Source organism: Sorangium sp. So ce302, assembly GCF_051530145.1.
Taxonomy (GTDB): Bacteria; Myxococcota_A; Polyangia; order Polyangiales; family Polyangiaceae; genus Sorangium; species Sorangium cellulosum_B.
The window spans coordinates 11074482-11097859 of sequence record NZ_CP150326.1; the positions used below are offsets into that span (position 1 = coordinate 11074482).

26 protein-coding genes are annotated in these 23378 nt (G+C 68.3%); 17 read left to right on the forward strand and 9 right to left on the reverse strand.

Annotated features, from left to right (window positions below; genetic code table 11):
• Positions 1–52 precede the first annotated feature (52 nt).
• Positions 53–616, reverse strand: a complete 564-nt coding sequence (locus WME73_RS41880) for a cysteine hydrolase family protein (RefSeq protein ID WP_437741852.1) — start codon at positions 614–616, stop codon at positions 53–55.
• A gap of 904 nt (positions 617–1520) precedes the next feature.
• Here WME73_RS41880 and WME73_RS41885 point away from each other — a divergent pair.
• Both WME73_RS41885 and WME73_RS41890 read left to right on the forward strand, forming a co-directional pair.
• The gene (locus tag WME73_RS41885; RefSeq protein ID WP_437853451.1) at positions 1521–2225 is read left to right on the forward strand and encodes an NADPH-dependent F420 reductase; all 705 of its coding nucleotides are present in this window, start codon (positions 1521–1523) and stop codon (positions 2223–2225) included.
• Positions 2226–2415: 190 nt separating this feature from the next.
• Positions 2416–2808: a GFA family protein gene (locus WME73_RS41890; protein ID WP_437913214.1), complete on the forward strand. Its 393-nt coding sequence runs from the start codon at positions 2416–2418 to the stop codon at positions 2806–2808.
• 567 nt (positions 2809–3375) lie between these two features.
• On the opposite strand, the gene WME73_RS41895 is transcribed toward WME73_RS41890, so the two are convergent.
• From WME73_RS41895 to WME73_RS41905, 3 genes are all read right to left on the reverse strand, one after another.
• On the reverse strand, positions 3376–3600 hold the full coding sequence (locus WME73_RS41895; protein WP_437913215.1) for a hypothetical protein: 225 nt from the start codon (positions 3598–3600) through the stop codon (positions 3376–3378).
• 140 nt (positions 3601–3740) lie between these two features.
• Positions 3741–4145: an addiction module protein gene (locus WME73_RS41900; protein ID WP_437913216.1), complete on the reverse strand. Its 405-nt coding sequence runs from the start codon at positions 4143–4145 to the stop codon at positions 3741–3743.
• Positions 4091–4492 (reverse strand): winged helix-turn-helix transcriptional regulator, encoded by a 402-nt coding sequence (locus WME73_RS41905; RefSeq protein ID WP_437913218.1) that lies wholly within the window; start codon positions 4490–4492, stop codon positions 4091–4093. The genes WME73_RS41900 and WME73_RS41905 overlap by 55 nt, the downstream gene beginning before the upstream one ends.
• A gap of 84 nt (positions 4493–4576) precedes the next feature.
• Between WME73_RS41905 and WME73_RS41910 the strand changes: the two genes are divergently transcribed.
• On the forward strand, positions 4577–5446 hold the full coding sequence (locus WME73_RS41910; RefSeq protein WP_437913219.1) for an SDR family oxidoreductase: 870 nt from the start codon (positions 4577–4579) through the stop codon (positions 5444–5446).
• 149 nt (positions 5447–5595) lie between these two features.
• Here WME73_RS41910 and WME73_RS41915 read toward each other — a convergent pair whose 3' ends face one another.
• From WME73_RS41915 to WME73_RS41925, 3 genes are all read right to left on the reverse strand, one after another.
• Positions 5596–5787, reverse strand: a complete 192-nt coding sequence (locus tag WME73_RS41915) for a hypothetical protein (RefSeq protein WP_061613758.1) — start codon at positions 5785–5787, stop codon at positions 5596–5598.
• A gap of 15 nt (positions 5788–5802) precedes the next feature.
• A complete protein-coding gene (locus WME73_RS41920) occupies positions 5803–6405 on the reverse strand; it encodes a JAB domain-containing protein (RefSeq protein ID WP_437913221.1) in 603 nt (200 codons plus the stop codon).
• Positions 6406–7410: 1005 nt separating this feature from the next.
• Positions 7411–7536: a hypothetical protein gene (locus WME73_RS41925; RefSeq protein ID WP_437913223.1), complete on the reverse strand. Its 126-nt coding sequence runs from the start codon at positions 7534–7536 to the stop codon at positions 7411–7413.
• A gap of 1248 nt (positions 7537–8784) precedes the next feature.
• Between WME73_RS41925 and WME73_RS41930 the strand changes: the two genes are divergently transcribed.
• Both WME73_RS41930 and WME73_RS41935 read left to right on the forward strand, forming a co-directional pair.
• Positions 8785–8985, forward strand: coding sequence for a hypothetical protein (locus WME73_RS41930; protein ID WP_437904709.1), 201 nt, complete (start codon positions 8785–8787; stop codon positions 8983–8985).
• 10 nt (positions 8986–8995) lie between these two features.
• Entirely contained in the window at positions 8996–9418 is a 423-nt protein-coding gene (locus WME73_RS41935; RefSeq protein ID WP_437913225.1) for a hypothetical protein, read from the forward strand.
• Here WME73_RS41935 and WME73_RS41940 read toward each other — a convergent pair.
• A complete protein-coding gene (locus WME73_RS41940) occupies positions 9339–10388 on the reverse strand; it encodes a LysR family transcriptional regulator (RefSeq protein WP_437913226.1) in 1050 nt (349 codons plus the stop codon). The genes WME73_RS41935 and WME73_RS41940 overlap by 80 nt on opposite strands.
• Before the next feature lie 113 nt (positions 10389–10501).
• On the opposite strand from WME73_RS41940, the gene WME73_RS41945 reads away from it, so the two are divergent.
• From WME73_RS41945 to WME73_RS41985, 9 genes are all read left to right on the forward strand, one after another.
• Positions 10502–10999: a DUF4260 domain-containing protein gene (locus tag WME73_RS41945; protein WP_437741881.1), complete on the forward strand. Its 498-nt coding sequence runs from the start codon at positions 10502–10504 to the stop codon at positions 10997–10999.
• A 202-nt stretch (positions 11000–11201) separates the two neighbouring features.
• Complete coding sequence (locus tag WME73_RS41950) at positions 11202–12044, forward strand: hypothetical protein (protein WP_437913227.1); 843 nt, start codon at positions 11202–11204, stop codon at positions 12042–12044.
• A 71-nt stretch (positions 12045–12115) separates the two neighbouring features.
• The gene (locus WME73_RS41955) at positions 12116–13129 is read left to right on the forward strand and encodes a DUF7638 domain-containing protein (protein WP_437913229.1); all 1014 of its coding nucleotides are present in this window, start codon (positions 12116–12118) and stop codon (positions 13127–13129) included.
• 210 nt (positions 13130–13339) lie between these two features.
• On the forward strand, positions 13340–14164 hold the full coding sequence (locus tag WME73_RS41960) for a hypothetical protein (protein ID WP_437913230.1): 825 nt from the start codon (positions 13340–13342) through the stop codon (positions 14162–14164).
• A gap of 246 nt (positions 14165–14410) precedes the next feature.
• Positions 14411–15295: an ADP-ribosylglycohydrolase family protein gene (locus WME73_RS41965; RefSeq protein ID WP_437913231.1), complete on the forward strand. Its 885-nt coding sequence runs from the start codon at positions 14411–14413 to the stop codon at positions 15293–15295.
• A 271-nt stretch (positions 15296–15566) separates the two neighbouring features.
• The gene (locus WME73_RS41970) at positions 15567–16430 is read left to right on the forward strand and encodes an alpha/beta fold hydrolase (protein ID WP_437913232.1); all 864 of its coding nucleotides are present in this window, start codon (positions 15567–15569) and stop codon (positions 16428–16430) included.
• A gap of 107 nt (positions 16431–16537) precedes the next feature.
• Positions 16538–16807: a hypothetical protein gene (locus tag WME73_RS41975; RefSeq protein ID WP_437913234.1), complete on the forward strand. Its 270-nt coding sequence runs from the start codon at positions 16538–16540 to the stop codon at positions 16805–16807.
• A 73-nt stretch (positions 16808–16880) separates the two neighbouring features.
• Positions 16881–17489, forward strand: coding sequence for a GyrI-like domain-containing protein (locus tag WME73_RS41980; protein WP_437913235.1), 609 nt, complete (start codon positions 16881–16883; stop codon positions 17487–17489).
• Positions 17490–17600: 111 nt separating this feature from the next.
• Positions 17601–17987, forward strand: a complete 387-nt coding sequence (locus tag WME73_RS41985) for a VOC family protein (RefSeq protein WP_437913237.1) — start codon at positions 17601–17603, stop codon at positions 17985–17987.
• Positions 17988–18197: 210 nt separating this feature from the next.
• Here the strand turns inward: WME73_RS41985 and WME73_RS41990 are convergent, their stop codons facing one another.
• Positions 18198–18515 (reverse strand): hypothetical protein, encoded by a 318-nt coding sequence (locus tag WME73_RS41990; protein WP_437913238.1) that lies wholly within the window; start codon positions 18513–18515, stop codon positions 18198–18200.
• 552 nt (positions 18516–19067) lie between these two features.
• Here WME73_RS41990 and WME73_RS41995 point away from each other — a divergent pair.
• The 3 genes from WME73_RS41995 to WME73_RS42005 all read left to right on the forward strand — a co-directional run bounded on the left by WME73_RS41995 (position 19068) and on the right by WME73_RS42005 (position 23378).
• A complete protein-coding gene (locus WME73_RS41995) occupies positions 19068–21032 on the forward strand; it encodes a S9 family peptidase (protein ID WP_437913239.1) in 1965 nt (654 codons plus the stop codon).
• A gap of 555 nt (positions 21033–21587) precedes the next feature.
• A complete protein-coding gene (locus tag WME73_RS42000) occupies positions 21588–22817 on the forward strand; it encodes a flavin-dependent oxidoreductase (RefSeq protein WP_437917497.1) in 1230 nt (409 codons plus the stop codon).
• A gap of 282 nt (positions 22818–23099) precedes the next feature.
• Positions 23100–23378 (forward strand): MoaD/ThiS family protein, encoded by a 279-nt coding sequence (locus tag WME73_RS42005; RefSeq protein ID WP_437768089.1) that lies wholly within the window; start codon positions 23100–23102, stop codon positions 23376–23378.

A 23378-nucleotide genomic window follows, 5' to 3' on the forward strand; every position in this document is an offset into this window, starting at 1 on the left:
AGCGAGGCAATCGGCCTGTACCGCGCCGCGGGCTACCGCGAGGTCGAGCCGTTCAACGGGGAGCCGTACGCGCACCACGAGCTGGCCACTGCGCGCACGTAACGATTTCCGCTCCCCTGCTGGGAAAGACGGTGTTGACGAGGAGCTCGTGCACCGCCGGGTCCGGGTCGGCGCACCCGTCGCGGAGCACGGTCAGCTCGTAGCCCCGGTCCGACGCATCGTACAGCGTGGCCGCGACCATGGCGCTCGTCGCGACACCAGTGAGCGCGAGCGAGTCCACGCCGCGGGCGCGGAGCACCAGATCGAGATCCGTTCCTGCGAACGCGCTCGTGCGCCGCTTGAGCACGACGACGTCGTCCGCGGTGACCTCCAGCGCGACCTCCGTACCCGGCGAACCCTCGTGGAACAGGTTGCCGGCCCGGTGGAAGGCCGCGAAGACCTCACCCGCCAAGTCCGCGCCGTTGGCCCGAAACGCGGTACGCACGAACACGACCAGCACCCCGGCTGCGCGGGCTCGCGGCAGCAGCTCGGTCACCGGCGGCACCACGGCCTTCGTGAACGGGTAGTTGTCGAGAATCCCGACCTGGAGGTCACCGACGATCAGCGCGCAGCTCATGGTGCGAGCTTCTCCATCCGGCGGCCCACCGTCAATAGAACACCGACGCCGGGACGGTCGTCGAGGTTCGCGGGGCAGTCTTCTGCCCTCCCTCGGCGATCATGCCTTGCCTCAGGCACGACGCTCGATGGCCCGTCGACCGGCACACGTACCAACTGCATACTCGCCTGCGTCATCGTTCGCGTCCAGCGGCGCGCCACGCGTGCGCCTCTCATCGGCATGCCCGTGCGCTCGACGCGCGGCGCGCGACCATCAATGGCCCGACGCGCGGCGCACGCGCCACGTGCTCGTCTGCGTTGTCGTCGGGAGCTCGGCCGCCGTCTCGGCGGGGGCGCCGACGGGGACGCGGCCCACCGGGCTCATCGGGGCCACCTCCGAGAGCGGGTGAGGGCGCGGGCGAAGAGGAGATCAAGCGCGGCCGGCCGCGCATGCGTCCCGCCGGCACCTGAAAGCCAGTCCCCGGTGTCCGTACCTCGACAGCCCGCGGCCATCCGCGCGCTTCTCCACGTGGCTCATCGTCGGCGCGTGTTTTGCCGGAGCTTCGGACGTCGTCCCGCGTGGTGGAGAGCTCGGCAAGCTGCGGCAACCTGAACAGCCCCGCCGCTGATCGGCCGCGCCGTTGCAGGGGCACTTCTTCGCTTCGGAGGGATAGGGCATCGAGGGCCCGCTCGCGCCTTCGTCCGGTGTAGATACCGCACGGTCCTGCGTTGGTCTGCTTGACAAGGTGGGGCAGCCGTCGGATACGCTGCCTTTGCACGATGCGTTGGGGCGGCACGTGGGGGTGGGTCGGAGTTCAAGGCGGACCGACCATTCAGCGAGCGATCGCCCGTCTGCGTCAGGCGATGCACCTGGACCGCCGGCGTCCGCGCTCGATCGCGGGCGGCTCGGCTCGAAGGAGTGACGAATGCAGATCGGAATCATCGGCGCCGGCTCGATCGGCGGGTCGCTGGCGAAGCTGTTGGGGAAGCTCGGTCACCAGGTCGTGATCGCGAACTCGCGCGGGCCGGACACGCTCCGCGAGCTTGCCGCCGAGACCGGGGCCACCCCCGTCACGGCCGCGGAGGCCGCGCGCGGCGGCGAGATCGTGGTCGTTACGATCCCCCAGCGCGCGGTCGTGGACCTGCCGAACGATCTCTTCGCCGGCGTGCCCGCCGATGTGGTCGTGATCGACACCAACAACTACTACCCGGTCCGCGACGGCAGCATCCCGGCCATCGAGGCGGGGCAGGTCGAGAGCGCGTGGGTCGCCGAGCAGATCGGGCGGCCAGTGGTCAAGGCGTTCAACAACATCTACTTCGAGAGCCTGCTCGCGAAGGGCAAGCCGAAGGGCACGCCGGGGCGCGTCGCGCTCCCGATCGCGGGGGATCCGCCGGAAGCGCGGGCGAAGGTCATGCGCCTCGTCGACGAGCTCGGCTTCGATGCGGTCGACGCGGGCGGCCTCGAGGACTCGTGGCGGCAGCAGCCGGGTACCCCCGGCTACATCCACGACCTCGACGCGCCTCGGCTGAAGGAGGCGCTCGCCGCGGCCGAGCGGAGCCGCATCCCCGAGTACCGCAAGGCCTCGGACGACTGGCTGCGATCGCTCATCGCGTCACAGAGCCCGAGCTGATCCGAGCGCAAGCGGAATCGTCGGCCGCAGCGGCGGCCTCGAGGACACAGTATCCTCAGATGGATCCAAGCGTCGCTGATGCAGCGAATCTTCCCGAGCCTGCCTTCACCGGCTGAGCTTCAGAGCAATAGCAATGGCAGTGCCGTACGTTGGAACCATTCCGACCGCTTGATGTTAGAGGAGACGCAGCATGGACCGATTCACCGGCGGTTGCCTGTGCGGCAACGTGCGAATTGTGGCGTCGGGACTCCCATACCGGGTCGGCCTCTGTCACTGCCTCGACTGCCGCAAGCATCATGGAGCCCTTTTCCACGCTTCTGCGGTGTTCCCTCAGGACGCGGTGACGATCGATGGCGAAACCCGCGACTACGCCGGGCGGTTCTTCTGTTCCCGCTGCGGCTCGTCTATTTTTGCGCGCACCGCAGACGAAATCGAAGTGAACCTGGGATCCCTGGATGCCCCAGATCAACTGATGCCAACCTACGAAAGCTGGATCGTTCGTCGCGAGTCCTGGTTGCCGCCGTTTCCACTCACGAGACGATATGACCGCGATCGTGACGCCACGGGTCGCTTTGAAGAGTAGGTCGCACGAACGGTGGGGTGCAGGAACGTGCCCTCACGGTCTGGGAAGCCTTCATGCTTCCGGAGGATGGTATCTTCCGGAGCCTTGACAACCAGCTCCTCTCCGCTGGCGCGGACCTTGACTCTTCGCCGGCGACTGAACTCGACATCATCGTAGAGGCTCGGCCCGAGAGCGAAGATATCGATCTTCGTCACCATCGGCAGGGGCTCAGCCGCATCGCAGCCTCGAGCCGCTTTTCCGGAGGCATGCGCCGGAGCAGCTCGTGGTAGCGTGCGTCCGCTTGCGGCGAGGTGTCGACCATCGACATACAACATGAGTCTAGCAGAAACCGCTCGCACGGGAAGGGCTCGCCGCCGGTCCCTCGCGAGGCGGGGTGTCGTTCCGGCGGGGTGCCCTCCCTCGCCCCACGCTCGCTCCCGGCCGACATCCTCGCTCCTTGCCAGATCCAGCGGAGCCGACCTCCCATCCTCCTGCCGTGCAGGAGCGCACGCGCCGCTCGAAGTCCGCCTTGAATTACCCGCGAGCCCGTCGATGATCACGAAATCGACATGCTCACCGACGAGCGCTTCAACGACGCGCCGAAAGTCGGTGACCATGGGCTGCCTTCGCTTCCTCGATGAACTCCAGTGCCTTCCGCATCCGCTCGACTCTCTCGGTGGGAGTCAAGCGCAGGTTCTCGGCGATGAGCGATGCATCAACGCCAGAGGGGACTCGTTCGAGTATCCGCTGATCCCAGGTCTTCTCGGCGTCGGAGGGTTCAGCCGCTGTTCGTTCGGCTTGGCGATCATGCATCGGCGTCGGGCTCCTGACCCACTGTACCACGGTGGTGATCCCTGACGATAGCGAGCGAGCATGGCTCCGAGGCCGGCCGGCTGTCGCCTCCATGAGCGCGTACGCCCGTCGCAGTCCTCCCGCCTTGGACGTCGCAGCGGTCAGGTGGGTCCCCACCGCCCGACCTCGCGAGCGCCTTTCTCGCGCGCCATCCAGGTCGAGGTCGCACGTCGGGCGCGCGATCGTTCAGCTCGACCTCGGCTCGGTCGTGAACGATGACCGGGAGCGTCACCGGAGCCGCTCGCGGGCGTCACGAAAGACGTCCCCGGCCGGTCGGCCCCGGGGGACGGATCTGCCTCGAGCTCTGCGTCCCGGCGCGTCGCTTCCTCGGTCCAGAGGCGCCTGTGCTTCTCCTCGGAGAGCTCATCCAGGCTTTCCAGAAGCGCCTCTGCGAGACGTGCGCGCTCCGCGACGGGCAGCTTCAGGGCTTCGGCTTCGAGCTCGGGAAGGTTCACGGGGGGATTGTACCGCGCGGCTCGGAGGACGCGCCGCGCTTGGCTGCCCATCGCAGCAGCGTGTCGAGCGCCGGGCAGAGCGCTTGTCCCCAGTCGGTGAGCCCGTACTCGACCCGGGGCGGCACCTCGGGGTGCGTGACGCGCCAGATCATCCCGTCGCGCTCCATCTGCCGGAGCTGCTGGATCAACATCTTCTGCGAGATGCCAGGGATGGCGCGCTCGAGCTCCGAGAAGCGCTGCACCTTCCCTCCGAAGAGGCGGAAGAGGATCACCAGCTTCCAGCGCCCCTTGAGGAGCTCGAGGGCCTGCTCGACACGCTCGGCGGCGATCTCGGGAGTCGCCGGCTCGTCGTACTCACCTTCAGGTGCGTACCCCACCTTTTCGTGCGTTCTTGCCACCCGATGAGCCTAGCCCAACTTTGCGCGCGAGGGGGCCGACGCGCCGGGCCGCGAGTCATCGTCCCTCAGGAGGAATCACCGCCCATGCAAGTACCTGAACCGCTCGCAGGGGACGTCGCCGCGCAGAACGCGCGGAGCGTCGATGGCGTGCTCGCCTGCTCCCGACGATTCTCGATCGATCCCGAGGAGTTCGCCGGCAAGCGCGTGCTCGTCACAGGCGGCACCAAGGGGGCGGGCGAGGCCATCGTCCGCCGCCTCGGCGCGGCGGGCGCCGTGACGGCGACCACGGCGCGCTCTGCGCTCCCGGCAGGCCAGTCGCCGAACGTCTTCGTACAGGCCGACCTCGCCACGGTGGCAGGGGTGGACGCCGTCGTCCGCGCGGTCCTGGGCGAGCTTGGCGGGATCGACATCCTGGTCCACTCCGTCGGCGGCTCCTCTGCGCCGGGCGGCGGCTTCGCGTCGCTCACCGAGGACATCTGGCACGACGAGCTGTCGCTCAACCTCATGGCCGCCGTGCGTCTCGATCGCGCGCTCCTTCCGCACATGATCGCGCGAGGCGCGGGGGTCGTCCTCCACGTTTCGTCCATCCAGCGCCGGCTCCCTCTCCACGACGCGACGATCGCGTACGCGTCGGCGAAAGCCGCGTTGTCCACGTACAGCAAGGCGCTCTCCAAGGAGCTGGGACCGAAGGGCGTCCGCGTGAACTCGATCGCCCCGGGATGGATCCGCACGACGGCAGCCGACGCCCTGGTGAAGCGCCTTGCCGACGGCGCCGGTACGGATGAGGACACGGCCCGGCAGGGCATCATGAACGCGCTCGGTGGTATCCCCATCGGGCGTCCCGCGTGGCCCGAAGAGGTCGCGGAGCTCGTCGCTTTCCTTGCCTCCGACAGGGCGGCGTCCATCCATGGGAGCGAGTACCTGATCGACGGGGGCACTGTGCCCACCGTTTGACGGCAAACACCGGACCCACTCGGCACAACGCCCGCCCGCCGAACAGCCGCTGAGCCCGATCGGTCCTGGGTGCAGGCCGAGGGTCGTGCCCGCGGACGCCACTGACGACAATGAAGTCGACTTAATGCCGGGCGAGCACTCCGAGGAGCTCAGCGATCTTCGTCGGAGCGGGCATGCGGTTCTCGCGCGCGCCTGCTCTCACGGGCGAGCGTGACGAAGTCGATGTGGGCCTGGAGGGTGGCGACCCGATCCGCTGGCGTGAGGCTCAGCATCCAGCGGATGAGCGTGAGGTCGACGCCGTCCTCATTGTAGACCGGAGGTGCCGCTTCAGGATCGACCATCGTGGGTGGAGCGTATCACGCACAGATGCGACGGACGCGCCCCCGCCTCGCGTCGGGCTGCTCCGCGGAGAGGTGGCGCAGCTCCAGGGTCATCGCTTCGTCCTCGCGGGTTGGCGTCGGGTCGCCGCTCGGGTGGTTGTGGGCCAGGACGAAGCTGTGGGCGGCCATGTCCAGCGCCGTGCGCAGGACGGTGGAGCGGCCGACGTGGAGGGCGTCGTCGGAACCGCGGGCGAGCAGGCGCGTCTCGCGGACGCGGCCGTGGCTGTCGAGCGCCGCGATCCAGAGCTCCTCGTGGACCAGAGATGCGAGCCTCGGGCCGAAGTAACGCGCCACGCGGGCGGCGTCGGTGAGGAGCGCGCCCCGGCGCGCGCGGGCGGCGTGGGTGCGGCGGCCGAGCTCGAAGGCGGCGGCGAGCCGGGTCGCGTCGAAGAGGGCGATCTGGGTGCGCTCGGCCAGCGCCGCGGGCGAGAGGCGACCGAGGGAGGGGAGAGCGGCCGTGCCGAGGATGCGCGGCCCGACGCCGGGAAGGCCGATCACCATCTCGAGGAGGGCGGACTCGGTCGCGGTCGGCAGCTCGGCCGTTGTCTCGGCGGGGGCGTCGACAGGGGCGCGGCTCATCGGGCTCATCGGGGCCACCGCCGAGAGCGGGAGAGCGCGCGGGCGAAGAGGAGATCAAGCGCGACCGGCCGCGCAAGCGCCCCGCCGCGTAACCTCGTGCTGCAGGTCGCTGCTGAGCGCGTGGAAGTTGGGCTGGCGCGCACGTCACACTTCTGGTGATGAGCCTTGCCTGCGCGCACATGTCCCCGGTAAGGTTCACAACCGGACTCGACGTGGCACAGAAGCTTGTAGATGGACGCTATGACGCTTGAGGCTCAGGAAGCGGCGCTGTTGCAGCAGGTGCCAGAGGACGGGACATCAGTTGGGAACATGGCGCTAATGCGTACTCTGCGGTGGACTCCGCTTGAGTACTGGCCGGTGCGCAACCGGTTGGTCGAGCGCGGCGTTCTCGAGCGTGGTCGTGGCAAAGGCGGCAGCGTTTATCGAGTGCTTGATGCGACCGCGGGAGCGCCAGCGGCGGCTGCAGGGGTTCCCGAGGTGAGCGTCACGCCTCCGCAAGAGGACTGGGAACGCGAGAAGAGCCTCTACGCACCAATGGCTAAGGTGGTTGGCGAAAGCTGGGTTGCGGCTGCCGGCTTCGACAACCACATCATTCAAGTTACGGCGCAGCAAGGTAGTAGATATACGGGCGGCAAGTGGTCGCGGCCCGACTTGGCCGTTGCAACGCTCTCGACCTACCCGTACATCCCGGGACGCCATTTTGATGTCATTACTTTTGAAATCAAGACCTCGGACGGTCTTGATGTTACGTCTGTGTATGAAGCTCTCGCACACCTCCGGTCTGCGACGCGTTCATACGTTCTCGCTCATGTTCCTGCTGAGCGCGCGAAGCAACTCGAGAGCCACTTGGACGAGATCTTCGCCGAAGCAAAAAAGCATGGCGTAGGCGTCATCATTGCTGGGTTCGGGGAGCTCGACCGCTCACCCCGACGGCCGCCGCTGCCCCCGGGCCTGTGGACGCACCGCCGTCCACAGGCGCGGTTCGCTGGGCCAGCTCCAATCCAGCTATTCAGGAAACCGGCGCGTCTCCACGGCGACGCCGTCCTCGGCCGTGATCACCGTGCCCTGGTCGTCCCAGCGGATGCCGCCCTTGCCCGGCGGCCTCAGCGTGGAGGTGACGCCCAGGGCCATGAGCCGGTCCTCGCCGAGGTCGGCGATGCGCGATGCCGAGCGAGTCGCCGCCGCGCCCCGGGCCGCCGTCGCCGCCCTGGCCGCCGTCGGACGTCTCGATCTCGCAGTCGCGCACGGTCACCTTGGCGCGCAGCGCGACGAGGCCGATGCTCAGGTAGCCGTTCTCGCCCCCCCACCGCGGCCGCCGGCCCCGCCCGAGCCTCCCCCGGCGCTCCCCCGGACGCCGCGCCGCACACGCCGAGCCCGCCTCTGCGGCCGCCGCCTCCGCCCTGGCCCGGCGTGCCCCAGCCGCCGTGGCCGGACCAGTCCGCTTCCCAACCGGCCTCGCTGATGCGCACGATGCCCTGGCCGGGGGCGCCGATGGTGCCTCGCGCGCCGTAGATCGGTCCGGGCAAATCCTCGCCGTCATGGCCCCCCACCCATGGGCGGGGCGAAACCTGCCTCGGATCATCTCGACCTCGGTGCTTGCGCGGCCCGGAGAAGCATCGGTATGCCGGTACCATCGCCTGTTCTGGCCCGCGAGCAGACCAGCCTGGCGCCGGTGCGGCGGGCCATCGAGCTGGAGGCCGCATCGCCGTGCGTGGCGGACCCGAGCCATGCTACATTTCCCCTATATCCACCGAGGAACTTCTCGCGCAGGTGCTGCTGTTGCCCCGCCACGAGCGGGCCCGGCACGCGCGGAGATCCTGAAGGAGCTCGAGGACCGGCGTGCGGGTCGAGCTTCATCCTGAAGCGCGCGCTGAGCTTCGGGCGGCGACCATCTGGTACGACGAGAGGCGCCCCGGGCTGGGCGACGAGTTCATCGCTGAGGTCTCGTGCCTCGTCGAGGCTCGATAAGATTGGAGAGGCCCCGACATCTCTTCAGATCTGGCCAGGGACCTCTCCTGCACCACGGAGCATTCGCAGAGCGGTCGTGAAACGCCGAACTGACCCGGCCGGGCCACCGGAGCAACCGGCCGGCCCCTGACGTGGCCTATCGCAAGGCAGGAATCCGGCTTGTCCCTCGGAGGGATGCGTGACTGTCAGCAGCTTCTCGCCCCGATCCAACGGCGCGTCGGACAGGCCCAGTACCCACGTATCGGAGCGGAGCAACTGGGCCACTCGAGCATCGCGGGCGGCGTCGTGGTGTCGATCGAACCGATGAATGGTGGACACGAGCCCGGCCCGACGGGCTGCTCGCCGAGGCGGCAGCGCTTGCGGCGATGAGCGACCCATGGTATAATTAATCACCAATTGAGGTGACGCGTCATGTCGCTCGTTGAGTTGCTCCCGGATATCCAGTCTTTGCCGCGTGCTGACAAGCTCAAGCTGATCCAGTTCCTCGCACAGGAGCTGGCGGAGGCGGAGGAGCCACCTGCGCTCCGGGCGGGCCAGTCCTACTCCGTGTGGTCGCCCGACCAAGCGTTTGCGGCGGCCGAGACGCTCCTCCAGACCTTGCGCACCGAATAGGAACCGCAACGTGTCCGTCACGGGTCAGCAGTTCCCCTTCCTGGCGCGCGCCTCTGAGCATGTCGCCGGAAGCCTTGCGCCGATGCTCCCGCTGACGCTGGTGGGAGGGCGCAGCGTGCAAGCGTTGGGCCTGCTCGACACGGGGGCTGCTGTCAGCGTCCTGCCCTACACGGCCGGTCTCAACCTTGGTTTCGACTGGGATCAGCAGAGCACCGCGGTGCAGCTCAGCGGGAATCTGGCGATCGCCGAGGCGCGCGCCGTCCTCGTGTCGGCGGTCGTTGCGGGCTTCGCTCCGGTGCGCTTGGCGTTCGCCTGGGCAAGAGTAGACACCGTGCCTGTCATTCTGGGCCAGATCAACTTCTTCCTGGAATTCGATGTGTGCTTCTTCCGGGCACGTCAGATCTTCGAGATTCGACCTGCGCAGCGACCCTAGCTGCGGCGCCGCCGCCGGACGAGCGGCTGGTGCTGACGGTGCGCCTGTTTCGGTGCTGCGCGGCACGGGGGGCGCGTGCCTGGGTCGCGTAGGCACCAAGCTGCGCGACGAGGTGCTCGAAGACGAGGCGGACGCGGCGCACGGCGCGCAGATCCTCGTGCATGACGACCCAGGCGTCCAGGTGGAAGGCGAGCGCGGGCAGCACGCGCACGAGCGGCACCGGCCGCCGGCTGAGCGGGAGCTGGCACACCCCGATGCCGAGGCCGGCGCGCACCGCGGCGAGCTTCACGATGTCGCTGTCGCTGCGGAACGCATAATCGCGCGGCGTTGTGACGAGCCCGGCGGCGGCGAGCGCGTCGATGATGGCGCGGGAGCCGTCGGCGCCGATGAGGGCGTGGCCCGGCACGAGCCCCGCGAGCGACGTCGGGGCAGCGTGCGCGGCGAGGTACGCCTTGGTGGCGAAGAGGCCGAGCTCGACGCGCCCGGCGCAGCGCCTCACCAGGCCGGCCTGCGTCGGCTCCGCCATGCGCACGGCGACATCGGCGTCGCGGCGCAGGAGATCCTCGGTGCGATTGGTGGCGACGAGCTCGATCTGAAGGCGCGGATGAGCAACGAGGAGCGCGGCGAGTATCGGGGGAAGCACCTCGGCGCCAACGACCTCGCTGCACGTGACGCGCACGGTGCCGCGGTCGGCATCGGTGGGGCTCGACACGGCGCGCACGAGGGCGCGCGCGCTCGCGGCGATGGACTCGGCGTAGGGCAGCGTGGCAAGCGCGAGCTCGGTCGGCACCAGGCCGTTCGGCGCGCGGGTGAACAGCACGACGCCGAGCTGCGACTCGAGCTGCTCGATCTGGCGGCGCACGGTGGGCTGCGCGACGTCGAGGGCACGCGCGGCGCCGGAGAGGCTGCCGGCGCGCATGACGGCAAGGAAGGCACCGTAGAGGTCCCACGAGGGCTCGGCTGGGCTCATCAAAAGATGATGAGCGGATGGACGCATTTGTACAATGTTCATGAGCACCCGCAGCGACCATGCTCTCCACGTCGCCGGCACCCGCGCCGGTACGCACGACGAGGACAACGACCATGACCACCGCCGCGATGCTCCCTGCGCTCGACCTTGCTCCCTCTACCCGCCGCCCCGTGCCGCAGCCCACCTGCGAGGTCTCGGCGGGCGGGGCCACGGGCATGCCGCGCGCGCTCCTGCGCCTCGAGGGCGCGCTCGTGCTCGGAGCAGCGCTGCTCGCCTACGCGCACCTGGGCGGGAGCTGGGGATGGTTCGCGGCGCTGTTCCTCCTGCCCGACCTGTCGCTGCTCGGCTACCTCGCGGGCCCGCGGGTGGGCGCCGTGGCCTACAACGCGGGGCACAGCCATCTGGCTCCGGCGCTGCTCGCGGTCGCGTCGGTCGCGCTTGGCTCGCCGGCGCTGCTGCTCGGCGCGGCGATCTGGGTCGGGCACATCGGCTTCGATCGGATGCTGGGCTATGGGCTCAAGTACGGGACGGCGTTCGGCGACACGCACCTCGGCCGCGTGGGCTCGAAGCGCTCTTTCAAGCAACGATGGTTTCAACGGTCGCCGGCCTGACGACGGCTGCTGGAGTAATAGAGTGGACGGCAGCCGGAAAATCGGCGCATCGCCACGGCGACGCCGTCCTCGCCCGAGATCATCTTGCCCTGGTCGTCCCAGCGGATGCCGCCCTTGCCCGGCGGCCCCAGCGTGAAGGTGACGCCCTCGACCCAATCGCGCGCATGAACGCACGCGTACAGATCTCGGGTATACCTCCCCCATGAGCAACCTGTCCGCGATCGGCTTCGCTGCTTCCTCCGAGGACGACTTGCGGCGTACGGTCGGCGCCGCGCTCGAGCGCGCCGCTCCGCCGCCGGACCTCGGCGCGTCCGCGGCGCACTACCTCTGGTTCCGCGACGCGAGCGGCGCCGCGCTCGCTGCCCGGTTTGACGACCAAAAGGCGATCGATTGCATCACCCCCTTCTTCGCCGCGCCCGACGGCGGCACGCGCTGGCGAGTGCACACGAGCGCGCCGCACCTCGATCGCGAGTGCCTGCATTGTAGCGGCGCCGACTGCGACGTGATCGACCCTTCGTCCGGCGTGATGTGCACGCGGACCGCGCTGCAATTCCTGTTCTTCGAGCCCTATCAGGCCTGGCTCGCGGACGAGCGGACGTTCGAGGTCGTGATCGTCGGCTTCGCCTCGTCCCTTTCACTCTGCACCACGCCCGACGACCTCGAGCGCGCGCAGGCGGCGCTCTTCGGCGATGCAGAGCCCGGCGTCCCGCGCGAGCCCGGCAAGCCCATGCGCCTCGCGGACCAGGCATTCCTGCCGCACGGCATGTTCGGCGCCGAGGGCGAGCTCGGCGCGCGCGCCCGCGCCCTGCTCACGGGGAACGTCGAGTCGGTCACCCTTGCACGCAACGAGATCACCGGGAGCAGGTTCGTACACACGCGCGTCCGTACCCTCGGCGGTCCCATCGACATCGTCGCGCCGGCCGACGCCGTGGAGGTCCCGGAGCGCGCGACGCTCGTGGTCGCCGACTGCTGGCTGGTCGGGCGACCCGTCGAGGCGCCGCCCTCGAAGACCGGTTTCTTCCGCCGCATCCTCGGCAGGGCCTGAGGACGGCGGGCGGAGATGAATGCATGAATGCACCGAGCCCGCGACGAGCAGAAGGCGTAGAATGCATCTCCATGGCGGCCGACCGCGTTTCGCGTACCAAGACGATCGACGGCATTGTCACGCCCGCGTTCATCCACAACGGGCCGAGTTTCTTCTTCGTCGACCTTCCCGTCTTCGCGGACGGCCTCGTCGACTGCTGGGAGCTCCTCGACCTCGCGCTCTTTCGCGACCGGCTCCGCTCCGGCTGGGTCACGCCGCATCCCTCGGACCCCGCCGAGGTGTCGGTGCACGGCCTTGCGGCGTGGACCACCGCGGGCGGCCGGTGGGAGCTCGACGCCGATGGCCTGTTCGAGCGGGTTCTCGCGCTGGTGCGTCAGCTCAACCCGCGGATGGAGAACCTCCACGACTGCCACGGGCGCACGGTCGAGATGGTCGGCGATGTCCGCGTTTCCATCCTCGCCATGTCGCAAGCGCGCCCCGTCCGCGTCGTCGATCCCAAGCGCGCGTTCTCCGAGCGCGTCCCAGGGGACCGGCTCTCGGTCCTCGTTCACGACGGCGAGTACCACCTCGCGAGCCTCCGCGTCTTCGCCGATGGTGTCGTCGAGCTGGGGCGCCTTCCGTCTCCCGAGGCGCTCGACGTCGCTGCCCTCCGTGCCATGGTGGAGGCCGGCAGGATCGTCGGCTCGGTGCCGGAGGGCGCCCGCGTCCACATCCATGGCCTCGGGTCGTTCGTCGTCCAGGCGGAGCATTACGGCACGGATCCCCGCGAGCAGCTCCGCGAGGTCTCGGACCTGCTCGACAAACTGAACGGCCGCCCAGGCTCCATCGCGCGCTGCCGCACCGCCTACGAAACGTACCTCGCCGATCCGACCGTCGCGCACCGTGAAGCGCTTCGCGCGGCGTACGAGGCTGTGCCCGAGCACAACCGCCGCTACGTCGGCGACATGGACACGAAGGACGTCGGCGTACGCATGATCCTCTACGGGGAAAAGGAGATCGAAGGCTGGAGCCACCGTGTGGTCGCACGCGCGTCGGGCGAGAAGGACCTCCCGGAGATCCGAGTCCCGAAGCCGAAGGATGAGTAATGCTAGGCCCGGCGAGCCGCGACGTTCCGGTCCCCTGAGCCGCACCCCGCCGTTCGCAGTCGCAGGAGCCGAGGGATGGGAATCCTCGTCGACTGCTCCGACTGCTCCCCACGGCGAATGAACCCGCCCGCATGCACCTCGGCGAGCGACCGCGACTTGCATCGCTCGTCGAATCCCAGGCATCATTTCGAGGAGCACGAGAAGTGATCCATGAACGTCAAGACACATAGGGTTATCATCGGCCGCAAGCTGGGGCACCAGCGGTTCGAGCTGAACGGCGCCGGCCGGGTGACCTATCTGACTCCGGAGACGGTCGTCGACGATCGCGTTCGAACGTACTTGGATGCGGGGCAGTGCGATGCGATCCTGGCCGACCTCGAGCCCGGGCCCGCGGGGGGCGCACCTTGCTACGTGGCGATTCGGGTCAGGGAGCTGAAGCCGAGTCCCGACGACTACGAGCGCTATCATTTGATTCTTGAAAGATTCAAGAGAGCCGGCGTCGCCGTCGACGCTCCCGATGCCTCTGTCTGCTTCGCGGCTCTCGACTTTCCATTCTGGGATCCTCTTTCGACGATTCTCGACCGATTCGTGGCGACGCAGGCCATCTTCCCGACCTCGTGGTGGGATGATGATCCGGAGCGGGGCGTCCAGGAGATGATTTCGCTCATCGCGGAACTCAAGATTCGAGGACGCTTTCCACGAGCCAGAATGCTCAGGCAAGCCCGACTGGATCTGGGGAATTCGAGCGACACGGACACAGACGACGCCCGCGATCGACTGTGTGGGGCCCTCGTTGCCGCGGCGAACGATCTCGCGGAGAAGGCTGACGGACTGCGGCGGTTTTTCGGCCCGTTCGATTACCACAGTGACCCGACCTGGATTTACTTCGACCCGAACGGTTACGCAGCGCTCCTGCGAGAGGGGCTTCTCGAGCCGTGGCTGCGCCGGGGCAAGAATGTCGTCGAATACCGAAGACCTCCTGATCTTGGAGAGATCGACCTCGACCATTTCCCTTCTGGGGACGATCCGTTTTGAATGTGCCGTACACCACCTGGGGCGGGTGCTCGACCGATCACCCCATGGCCGCCGCTGCACCCGGGCCTGTGGACGCGCCGGCTTCCACCGACGCGGCTCGCTGGGCGAGCTCCAATCCGGCTATGCAGGAAACCGGAGCGTCTCCAGGGCGACGTCGTGCTCGGGGGGTGACCGCCCTGGCTTGATTGCCAAGACGTTAGCCGGAGGACGAGCGGCGCGGCTGGAGTTCGCGTAGGATCGCGATGAATGACGACCGTCGAGAAGCGAGCGCGCACACGCAGCTGCCTCCTCGCTGGTGCGCTCGGCGACGCATGGGGCGGTCCGTACGAGGGCCTTGCAGGGCCGGTACAGCCCGTCTTTCCAGAGGCTCCGCGGCTCTCCGATGACACCTGGCTGACCGTCGCCACGTGCGAAGCCATCGTGCTGAGCCGAGGACGCGTACAGCCGGAGCGGATCGCCGAGCGCTTTCGTCACTGGTTCGAGACTGGCCACATCTCCGGCGTAGGCTCTGCGACGCTCAAGGCGCTTCGCGATCTCGCCGCTGGTGCCCACTGGGCTCTTGCTGGAGCTCGCGGTGAGTTCGCCTCAGGCTCGGGTGCTGCCATGCGCGCAGCGCCGTTGTCGTTCTTCCTGGACCCGAGCGTCGAGGCGGACCGTCGAACGATTCGTGACGTCTCGCGGATCACACACCACAGCGACGAAGCTTACGCCGGTGCGCTCGCCGTCGTCGTCGCACTACGACATTGCGCGTCCAATGGCGCTGTTCCGCAGGATCTCCTCTCCGCGGTCGCTGCCGATCTGCCGGACACAGCGGTTCGCGATCATCTGCTTGATCTCGCCGACTTTCGAGGCTCACCGAGCGAAGCCGCTGTCCGGTTCGGGTGCTCCGGCCATGTGGTTGAGGCCGTACCGATGGCCCTGTTCGTCGCAGCGGCGACCACGGACGAGCCCATCGGCGCGGTCATCGCGACCGCAGTCTCGCTGGGCGGCGACGCCGATACCATCGCGGCCATCGGGGCCCAGATCGCCGCCGTCGGGGGACGGCCGCTCCCGGATGATCTCGTCGCGAGGCTCCCCGAGCTTCCGCAGATCACTCCGATACTCAACCGGTTCGTATCCCTGCTGAAATGACGACCGGGGCCGGGCTCGGCGAACAAGCGGCTGGAGCCGACGAAGCCTGCGGCGTGGATGACCGAAGCCTTGCGACAGGTCGGACGGGCGTGGCACGATGGGACGTCGGCCTCGGCGGGCTTCGCGGCTCACCCGCAAGCCGTTGGACAGCGCAGGGCGGGCGAAATAGGCCCCTTGAAGGGGGGAGACAGTGGCCGGCGCGCGAAGGGTGTGTCACCTTCTGCCGGGAGGCCCCGTCAGACGATTGAAGGCATCGAAGGAACCAGGTGCGATGACAAATCCGGAGCTGGTGAGGTTCGAGATTGAAGGTGCCGAAATGGCGGTCCGCCTGGCGGGCGATCGGGAGAAGCCGGCTATTCTCCTGATCCACGGTTTTCCAAGCTCCTCGGAATCGTTCCGGAACGTGATCGGCCCCCTCGCGCGGGACTGCTTCGTGATCACCCCGGACCTTCCGGGGTTCGGCGGCTCCGAGCCGGTCGAGCGCCCCTCATTCTCGCGTTTCTCGGACATGATCGACGGACTGCTCGCGCGGCTCGGAGCCGGGTCCTTCCACCTCTACCTCCACGATTATGGAACGGCGGTAGGACTTCATCTCGCCACGCGCGCGCCGAGCAGGATACGCAGCCTCATCGTCCAGAATGCCAATGCCCATGAGAGCGGGATGGGGCCGCAATGGTCGGCGACCAGGGCCTATTGGGACGATCCTACGCCGGAGCGGGAAGCCGAGGCGACCGCGCACCTGACCTTCGAGGGGACGCGCGACCAATATCTGGGCGGCGTGCCCCGGGACATCGCCGAGCGCATCGAGCCCAGGCTGTGGGAGGAGGACTGGCGGATCATGTCGCTCCCCGGCCGGATCGAGACGCAGCGTGCGCTGGTGCTCGACTATCGCAGCCATGTCGCGCGGTTCGGGGAGATAGCCGATTATCTCGATCGCTGGCAACCCCCGGCGCTGATGCTGTGGGGGCGGCACGATATCTTCTTCGATCTCGAGGAGACCCTCTCCTGGATGAAGGCGCTCCCGCGCATGGAGGCGCACATCCTCGACGGCCCGCATTTCCTGCTGGAGACCCATCCGGCCGAATGCGCCGCGTTGATGAGCGCCTTCGTCAGGCGCGTGGAGGGGCTGCGTTAGGACGCGCGCACCGTGAGCTCGTACAGGAGAGCCTCCTCGCGTCGCTCCTCGCCGAGTGCGCTCGCAGGAATTGTACGACGCGCTGCGATCGACCTATCGTCGACGCCATGTCCACGTCGCTGTCCGAGATGTCCCTCCCGCAGCTGCGCTGCTTCGTGGCGGTCGTGGACGCGGGGTCGTTCGCCGAGGCCGACCAGCGTATCGGCATGTCCACGTCCAGCGTCTTGATCGGCTTCAGGAACGCACGGACGGGCCTCCTGCGGCCGTGGAGGTTCCGGGCGCGTGACGCGGACGCCGACCCGTCGACGGGCCGGGAGCATCTTGCGTCGACGTACCCCGCTCTGGAGGAGCATTGCCGGTCAGCAAGAGGCGCCTGACCGGCGCTTGCATCCCACGGCGCTGACGCGCCCCAGCTGAAGTGCAACACATTGACTATCATCAGGTGCATTCGTGTCGAAAGTTGATCTCAAGAGGGAACTCAAGCATCTTTACCAGGCATCCGTGAAGGAGGTGGTTCAAGTTGACGTGCCGACATTTCAGTTCCTCATGATCGACGGCGAGGGCGACCCCAACACATCACAGGGCTACGCCGAGGCAGTGGAAGCGCTGTTCTCCATTGCTTACACGACGAAGTTCATGATAAAGAAGGGGTCGCAAGGAATCGACTATGCGGTCATGCCTCTCGAAGGCCTTTGGTGGTCGGATGACATGTCCGCCTTCACCTCCAACGATCGGTCAAGGTGGAGATGGACGATGATGATCATGCAGCCTCATTTCGTGGGGGAGGCGGTGATTCAGGCGGCCATGGTGGAAGTGAGGCGAAAGAAGACGCTTCCCGCGCTGGACGCGGTCAGGCTGGAGAACTTCACCGAAGGATCATGCGCTCAGATACTTCACGTTGGCCCCTTCACTGAAGAAGGGCCGACCATTCAGCGAGTCCACGATTTTATCGGTGCGCGCTCGGCGCTTGCAGGAAAGCACCACGAGGTGTATCTGAGCGACATACGCCGCGCCGATCCGGCCAAGTGGAAGACCATCATCCGGCAACCCATGGAGTGATAGCCAACAGGTCGTTCGAGCCGACGCCGATTCGCGGCACGGCTTGATTCAGGCGTCAGGTCGCAGAAAACACGCTCTCTTCCACCACCACCACCCGTCCTCGGAGGTTCCATGAAGCGAGTCACTGGCATTGGCGGAATCTTCTTCAAATCCAAAGACGCTCCGGCGCTACAGGCTTGGTACAAGCGGCACCTCGGGATCGATGTCCAGGAATGGGGTGGCACGGCTTTCACCTGGACTGACGGTGAAGGGAAGCCGGTCGCCGGAACGACCGTCTGGTCCATCGCTTCGGCGCAAAGTGACCAGTTCGCGCCCAGCACTGCAACGTTCATGGTCAACTACCGGGTCGAGGATCTCCACGCCCTCGTCAAGGTCTTGCGCGAAGAAGGCTGCAACGTTCTCGAGAAGATTGACGATTCCGAGTACGGGAAGTTTGCCTGGGTCGTCGATCCGGAAGGAAACAAGGTAGAACTCTGGCAGCCGCCTGCCGGCCAATGACCAGGGCAACCGGCCTCAGCAGCCCTCTCGCCCCGCAGCCCTCACCGCGCCGAGCCCCATTCCGCTCGTGCCGCCGACGATGACGACGCGCCGGCCCTGGAGAGATCCCTGATGGTCGCTCGCTACTTCGTGAGCTTACCGATCACCTTGAAGCCGATGTTCGCGCCGTACTTCGTCGCGCCGTAGCCCAGCTGGATGTTGAATGAGCGTCTAACAGGATGGAGAGGCCTTGCGGCCTGATCCCGTCCTTCGAGGCTCGAGCGCAAGGTGGTTTTCACCGGCGTTGCGCCGATGCCAGCGCTCGAGCACGTTGACGAGGGCCGCGAGGATCCGGCCCAGCGCTGCCCCGAGGCCAGGCGAAGGCTCGTCGCACAGCGTCGGTACGACCGAGAGTCGCAGCCGGTCCCGGAGGATCTCCTGGGCGCGGCGAATTGATCGTGGATCCCGGCGGTCGAAACAGATGGCTTCGCCAAACGACTCGCTGGCCTCGGGGCCGTCGTCCTCCACCGGCCCGAGGTACAGGGTCACGGTGTGTCGTCCCAGTGTGGCTGGCGGGTCGATCCGCATGTTCCTGGGAAACAGCATGCTCCGCGCTCGTGACAGCTCGGTGGCGCAGGCGAAGACTCTCCGTTGCAGCGCGGCGCTCACCCCGCGGGCCGTGGAGTGGACGCGGCCCCGTCGATGCATCGATAAGTTGCCGAACCAGCGTCACTTTTCCGGGAGGAACGCGGATCGCGGAAGGTCCTCCATGTCAACCAGCACGTGCAGCGTGGCTGTACGGTGGGATGGCCACGACGAGGAGATTGACCTCGCGGTCTGTGCCTGTGCTGCCGAGGCGCCGGCCAGGCCGAGCAGCAACGCTGCGGCGGGGCCTCTGGACGAGGCCGAGCGTCTGAAGACGAGCCCGTCACCCTCGCCGTGGACCGCGACGAGCGCATGAGCCTGTCGGCGCTCCTGTCGGGGAGATGCGCAGTTCCCTGAGTGCCATTCCGTCCACCGTACACGACGCATGGTCTCGTGAGATCCTCGCCGCTCCGAGGAGGCCTTGACATCCGCCCTCCCGGCTCGCCTTTCTGTACCATGCGACATCCCCACGCCCGCCGCTTCGAGCCGGACGACCTGCTGTCGTTCAAGCTTGTCGCCGAGATGGTCCTCTCGCCCGACGGCCGCTGGATCGTTTATGTCCTCGAGGAGATCGACGCCGAGACAGACACCTACGTCTCCAACCTGTGGCTGATCCCCGCGAGCGGAGGCGCTCCCCGGCAGATCACGTTCGGCTCGGACACGAACGAGAGCCCCCGCTTCTCTCCCGACTCCTCCCGGATCGCCTTCCTGTCGGATCGGGACGGCGGCCCGGCGCAGCTCTATGTGATCCGGATCGACGGCGGCGAGGCGAGGCGGCTGACCGACCTCAAGTCGGGCGCCGGCCTCCCCGCCTGGTCGCCTGACGGCGCTGCCCTGGTCCTCTCGGCGAAGGTCGCCTCCGATGCGCCGCCGGGGGCTCCGCGGGTGGTGACGAGGGCCCTGTACAAGAGCGATGGGGTGGGGTTCGTGCTGGACCGCCGGACGCACCTCTTCATCGTCCCTGCCGACGGCGGCGAGGCGCGGCAGATCACGCGCGGTGACGCGAACGAGAGCGACCCGGCGTGGTCGCCCGACGGGCGCCTCATCGCGTTCAGCCGGACGCGGGAGGGCCCCCGTGACGCCCACTGCAGCGACCTCTGGGTGATGACGCCCTCGGGCGAAGGGCTCCGGCAGGTGACGCGCAGCTGCCCGCTCGCCACGATGCCCTCCTGGTCGCCGGACGGGCGCACCCTCGCCTTCTACGGCCCGCGCGAGGACGGCGCCTCGCGGCTGCACGTCTGGGTCGTCGACGCGCGCGGCGAGGCGGAGCCGCGCATGGTCACCTCGGAGGACACGGAGGTCGCGAGCTTCCCGCTCGGCAAGCTGATGCCCCCGGCGTGGTCCGCAGACGGGCGCGAGCTCGCGGTGGTGCTCGCGACCGAAAGCACCTCGGAGGTCGCGCTGGTCTCGGTCGAGCAGCGCGCGCTCCGCAAGGCCATCTCGGATGATCGTCAGATCACGCAGATCAGCGCGGCGCCCGGCGCCGGAGCCATCGCGTTCCTGTGGAGCACCATGCGCCTCTGCGGCCTGCTCGGGAGCGCGCGCTGGGACGGCTCGGACGCGCGGCTCCTCATCGACGTCAACGAGGCGTGGGGCGAGGATCGCGCGTGGCCCGACGTCTCGCTGCGGGAGTTCGCTGGCGCGTCGGGGATGAAGAACGTCGGCCTCCTGATGCTGCCGCCGGGAGGCGGAGGGGGCCCCTTACCGCTGCTCGTCCATGTGCACGGGGGCCCGCACGCCTCTGTCGAGTTCGGCTTCACGTACCGGCCGTACTGGTATGTGCTGGTGTCCCGCGGGTGGGCCGTCCTGTCCTTGAACCCGGTCGGCTCGGCCGGACAAGGAAAGGAGTTCGCCGATCGCCTGCGGGGGCGCTGGGGCGAGCGCGACCTGCCGGAGCACCTCGCCACCATCGACGAGCTGGTCGCCGAGGGCACGGTCGACGGCGATCGCGTCGCCATCGCGGGCAAGTCGTACGGCGGCTTCATGGCGGCGTGGGCGATCGGCAAGACGAAGCGCTTCCGCGCCGCCGTCTCGGGCGCGCCGGTGGCGAACCTCGAGTCCCATTTCGGGACGTCCGACACCGGCTACTACGTCGATCCCCACGACATGCGAGGAGAGCCGTTCGACAAGCGAGAGCTCTACCGCAAGCTATCGCCCGTGTCCCTGGCCGGCGAGGCCACGACGCCCACCCTGATCCTGTGCGGCGAGGAGGACCACCGCTGCCCCATCGGCCAGTCGGAGGAGCTCTTCGCGGCTCTCGCGCGTTCGGGCAAGGCGCCCGTCGAGTTCATCCGCTTTCCGGGCGGCGACCACCACCTCGCCGAGCACGGCACGCCGAGCCACCGCGTGTTTTATAGCCGCCGCATCGTCGAGTGGATCGAGCGCTACTGCGCGAGAGACCGCGCTCCGGACGCGGCCTGACCGCGGCCTGCAGGCTGGGTCGCTCGGCACGATCCACGACGAAGAGTCGGGCCGACCAACACCTTCATCTCCGAGGGAACCATCGTCACGCCGCGCGGATATACCAGCAAGCACACATGAGATGGGGCCGCGCTCCCGGGGGATGACCACCTGTGAAGGGAAGCTGCCGCTGCCGGACTGCGCGGCGGGCCCGGCGCTCGCTGGCATGATGAAGCTGCGCTGAGCGTCGCTCAACTCCCCTCGAGGAGGGAGATCGCCACTTCGACGTGCTCGTCGCAGAGGCCCGCGTCGACCTCCAGCGGCCTGTCGGAGTCGGTGCTCCCCGGAGGAGGAGACTACCAGCTGCTCGGATCGGGCATGGTGCTGGACGCCAGGGACGTGCTGTCCTCGAGCGACGGCGAGGTCATCGTGGTAAGGAACTGTGGACCGCTCGGCGCGCTCGTTTCAATGCTCGGCGGCCGCGATGATGACCCTCCGCGGCCGCCGTGCCGGCTATCGAGAGGGCGGCGGCTTCAACAAAGGGCGGCGTCGAGCCGCATGTCTACGGGAGGACTTATGCAAGTGATCGTCGCGGGCGGTGGGATCGGCGGCCTGGCCGCGGCTCTGGCGCTGCACGGCTCGGGTCATGAGGTGACGGTGTTCGAGGCGGCGCCCACCATCCTGCCGCTCGGGGTCGGCATCAACCTCCTGCCCCACGCCGCCGAGGTGCTGGGCGAGCTGGGTCTTCTCGAGGCCCTGTTGGCCCAGAGCGTGGCGACCCGCGAGCTCATCTATTTCAACCGCTTCGGCCAGCGCATCTGGGGCGAGCCCCGCGGCCGCTTCGCGGGTCATGCCACGCCGCAGCTCTCCCTCCACCGCGGCGCCCTCCAAGGCGTGCTGTTCGACGCCGCCGTCGAGCGGCTGGGCCCCGACCGGGTGCTCTGCGATCGGCGCCTCGCGGGCCACGAGCAGGGCGGGGGCCGCGTCGAGGCGCTCTTCCTCGATCGCGCGGGCGCGGCGTGGAAGGTTTCCGCCGACCTCCTGATCTGCGCCGACGGCATCCACTCGGCGGCGCGCGCCGGCCTCTATCCGGACGAGGGGCCGCCGATCTATGGCGGTCACATCCTCTGGCGGGGGACCAGCCTGGCGGCGCCCTTCCTCACCGGCGCCAGCATGATCATTGCCGGGCATCAGGACCAGAAGTTCGTCGTCTATCCGATTTCCCCACCGGGGCCGGACGGCCGCCAGAGGATCAACTGGGCCGCCGATCTCGCGTTCGCCAGGAGCCTGCGACGGGAGGACTGGAACCGGCGGGGCGACCCCGCCGACTTCCTGCCCAGGTTCGAGGACTGGCGCTTCGGCTGGCTGGATGTGCCCGGCCTGGTCCGGAGCGCCGAAGCGATCTACGAGTTCCCGCTGGTCGACCGCGATCCCCTGCCGCGCTGGAGCCATGGGCGCATGACGCTGCTCGGCGACGCCGCCCATCCCATGTATCCGAACGGCTCCAACGGGGCGAGCCAGGCCATCCTGGACGCCCGCGCCCTGGTCCGCGCGCTCGCCGCCCATGCCGATCCCGTGGAAGCGCTGGCCGCCTACGAGGCCGAGCGCCTGCCCGCCACCGCCGCCATCGTCGCGGCCAATCGCCGCAACGGTCCGGAGCAGTGCTTGCAGATCGCCTATGAGCGGGCGCCCGACGGATTCGACCGCATCGAGGACGTCTTCGCCCCCGGCGAGCTGGAGGCCATCGCCGCCCGCTACAGGGTGCTGACCGGCCTGAAGCACGCCTCGGAGCCCGTCGTTCGCTGACGAGAGCCCCCGGCGCGCCCGAGATCCCCGAGAAGCCGGCATATCGTGCCTACCCCTTGTCAGCGGCAACTCATCTGCCCCAATGAAGGCGCACGCTCCCACCGAATCAACCTACCTCGACGCAACGCGGCTGCGGAGGTGGTAGCGGTAACGGAAGCGGGAACGGGCGCGGGAATGCTTGGGCCCTGAAGACATCGGGGCTCTGCGTGTGGCTGCGTCTTGCCTGCCGACCTTGCAAAACCAATTGACGCGCGGCGAGCTCGGGAGTATGGCAAGCACGCCATGCCGTCTGTCCACCTGACGCGCCACCTCTACACCTTCTTCCCGCACCTCGAAGGTCAACACCTCATCGTCGAGGCGTCGACAGCAGGTGAGGTCGTGGCGGCCCTGGAGAGGCTCGCGCCCGGCATCGGCTTCTACATCTGCGACGAGCGCGGTCGCTTGCGGACGCACGTCAACATTTTCGTCGGCAAGCAGATGATCCGCGACCGCAAGGGACTCACAGACGCAGTCGCTGCCGACGACGAGGTCCATATTCTTCAGGCGTTGAGCGGAGGGTGA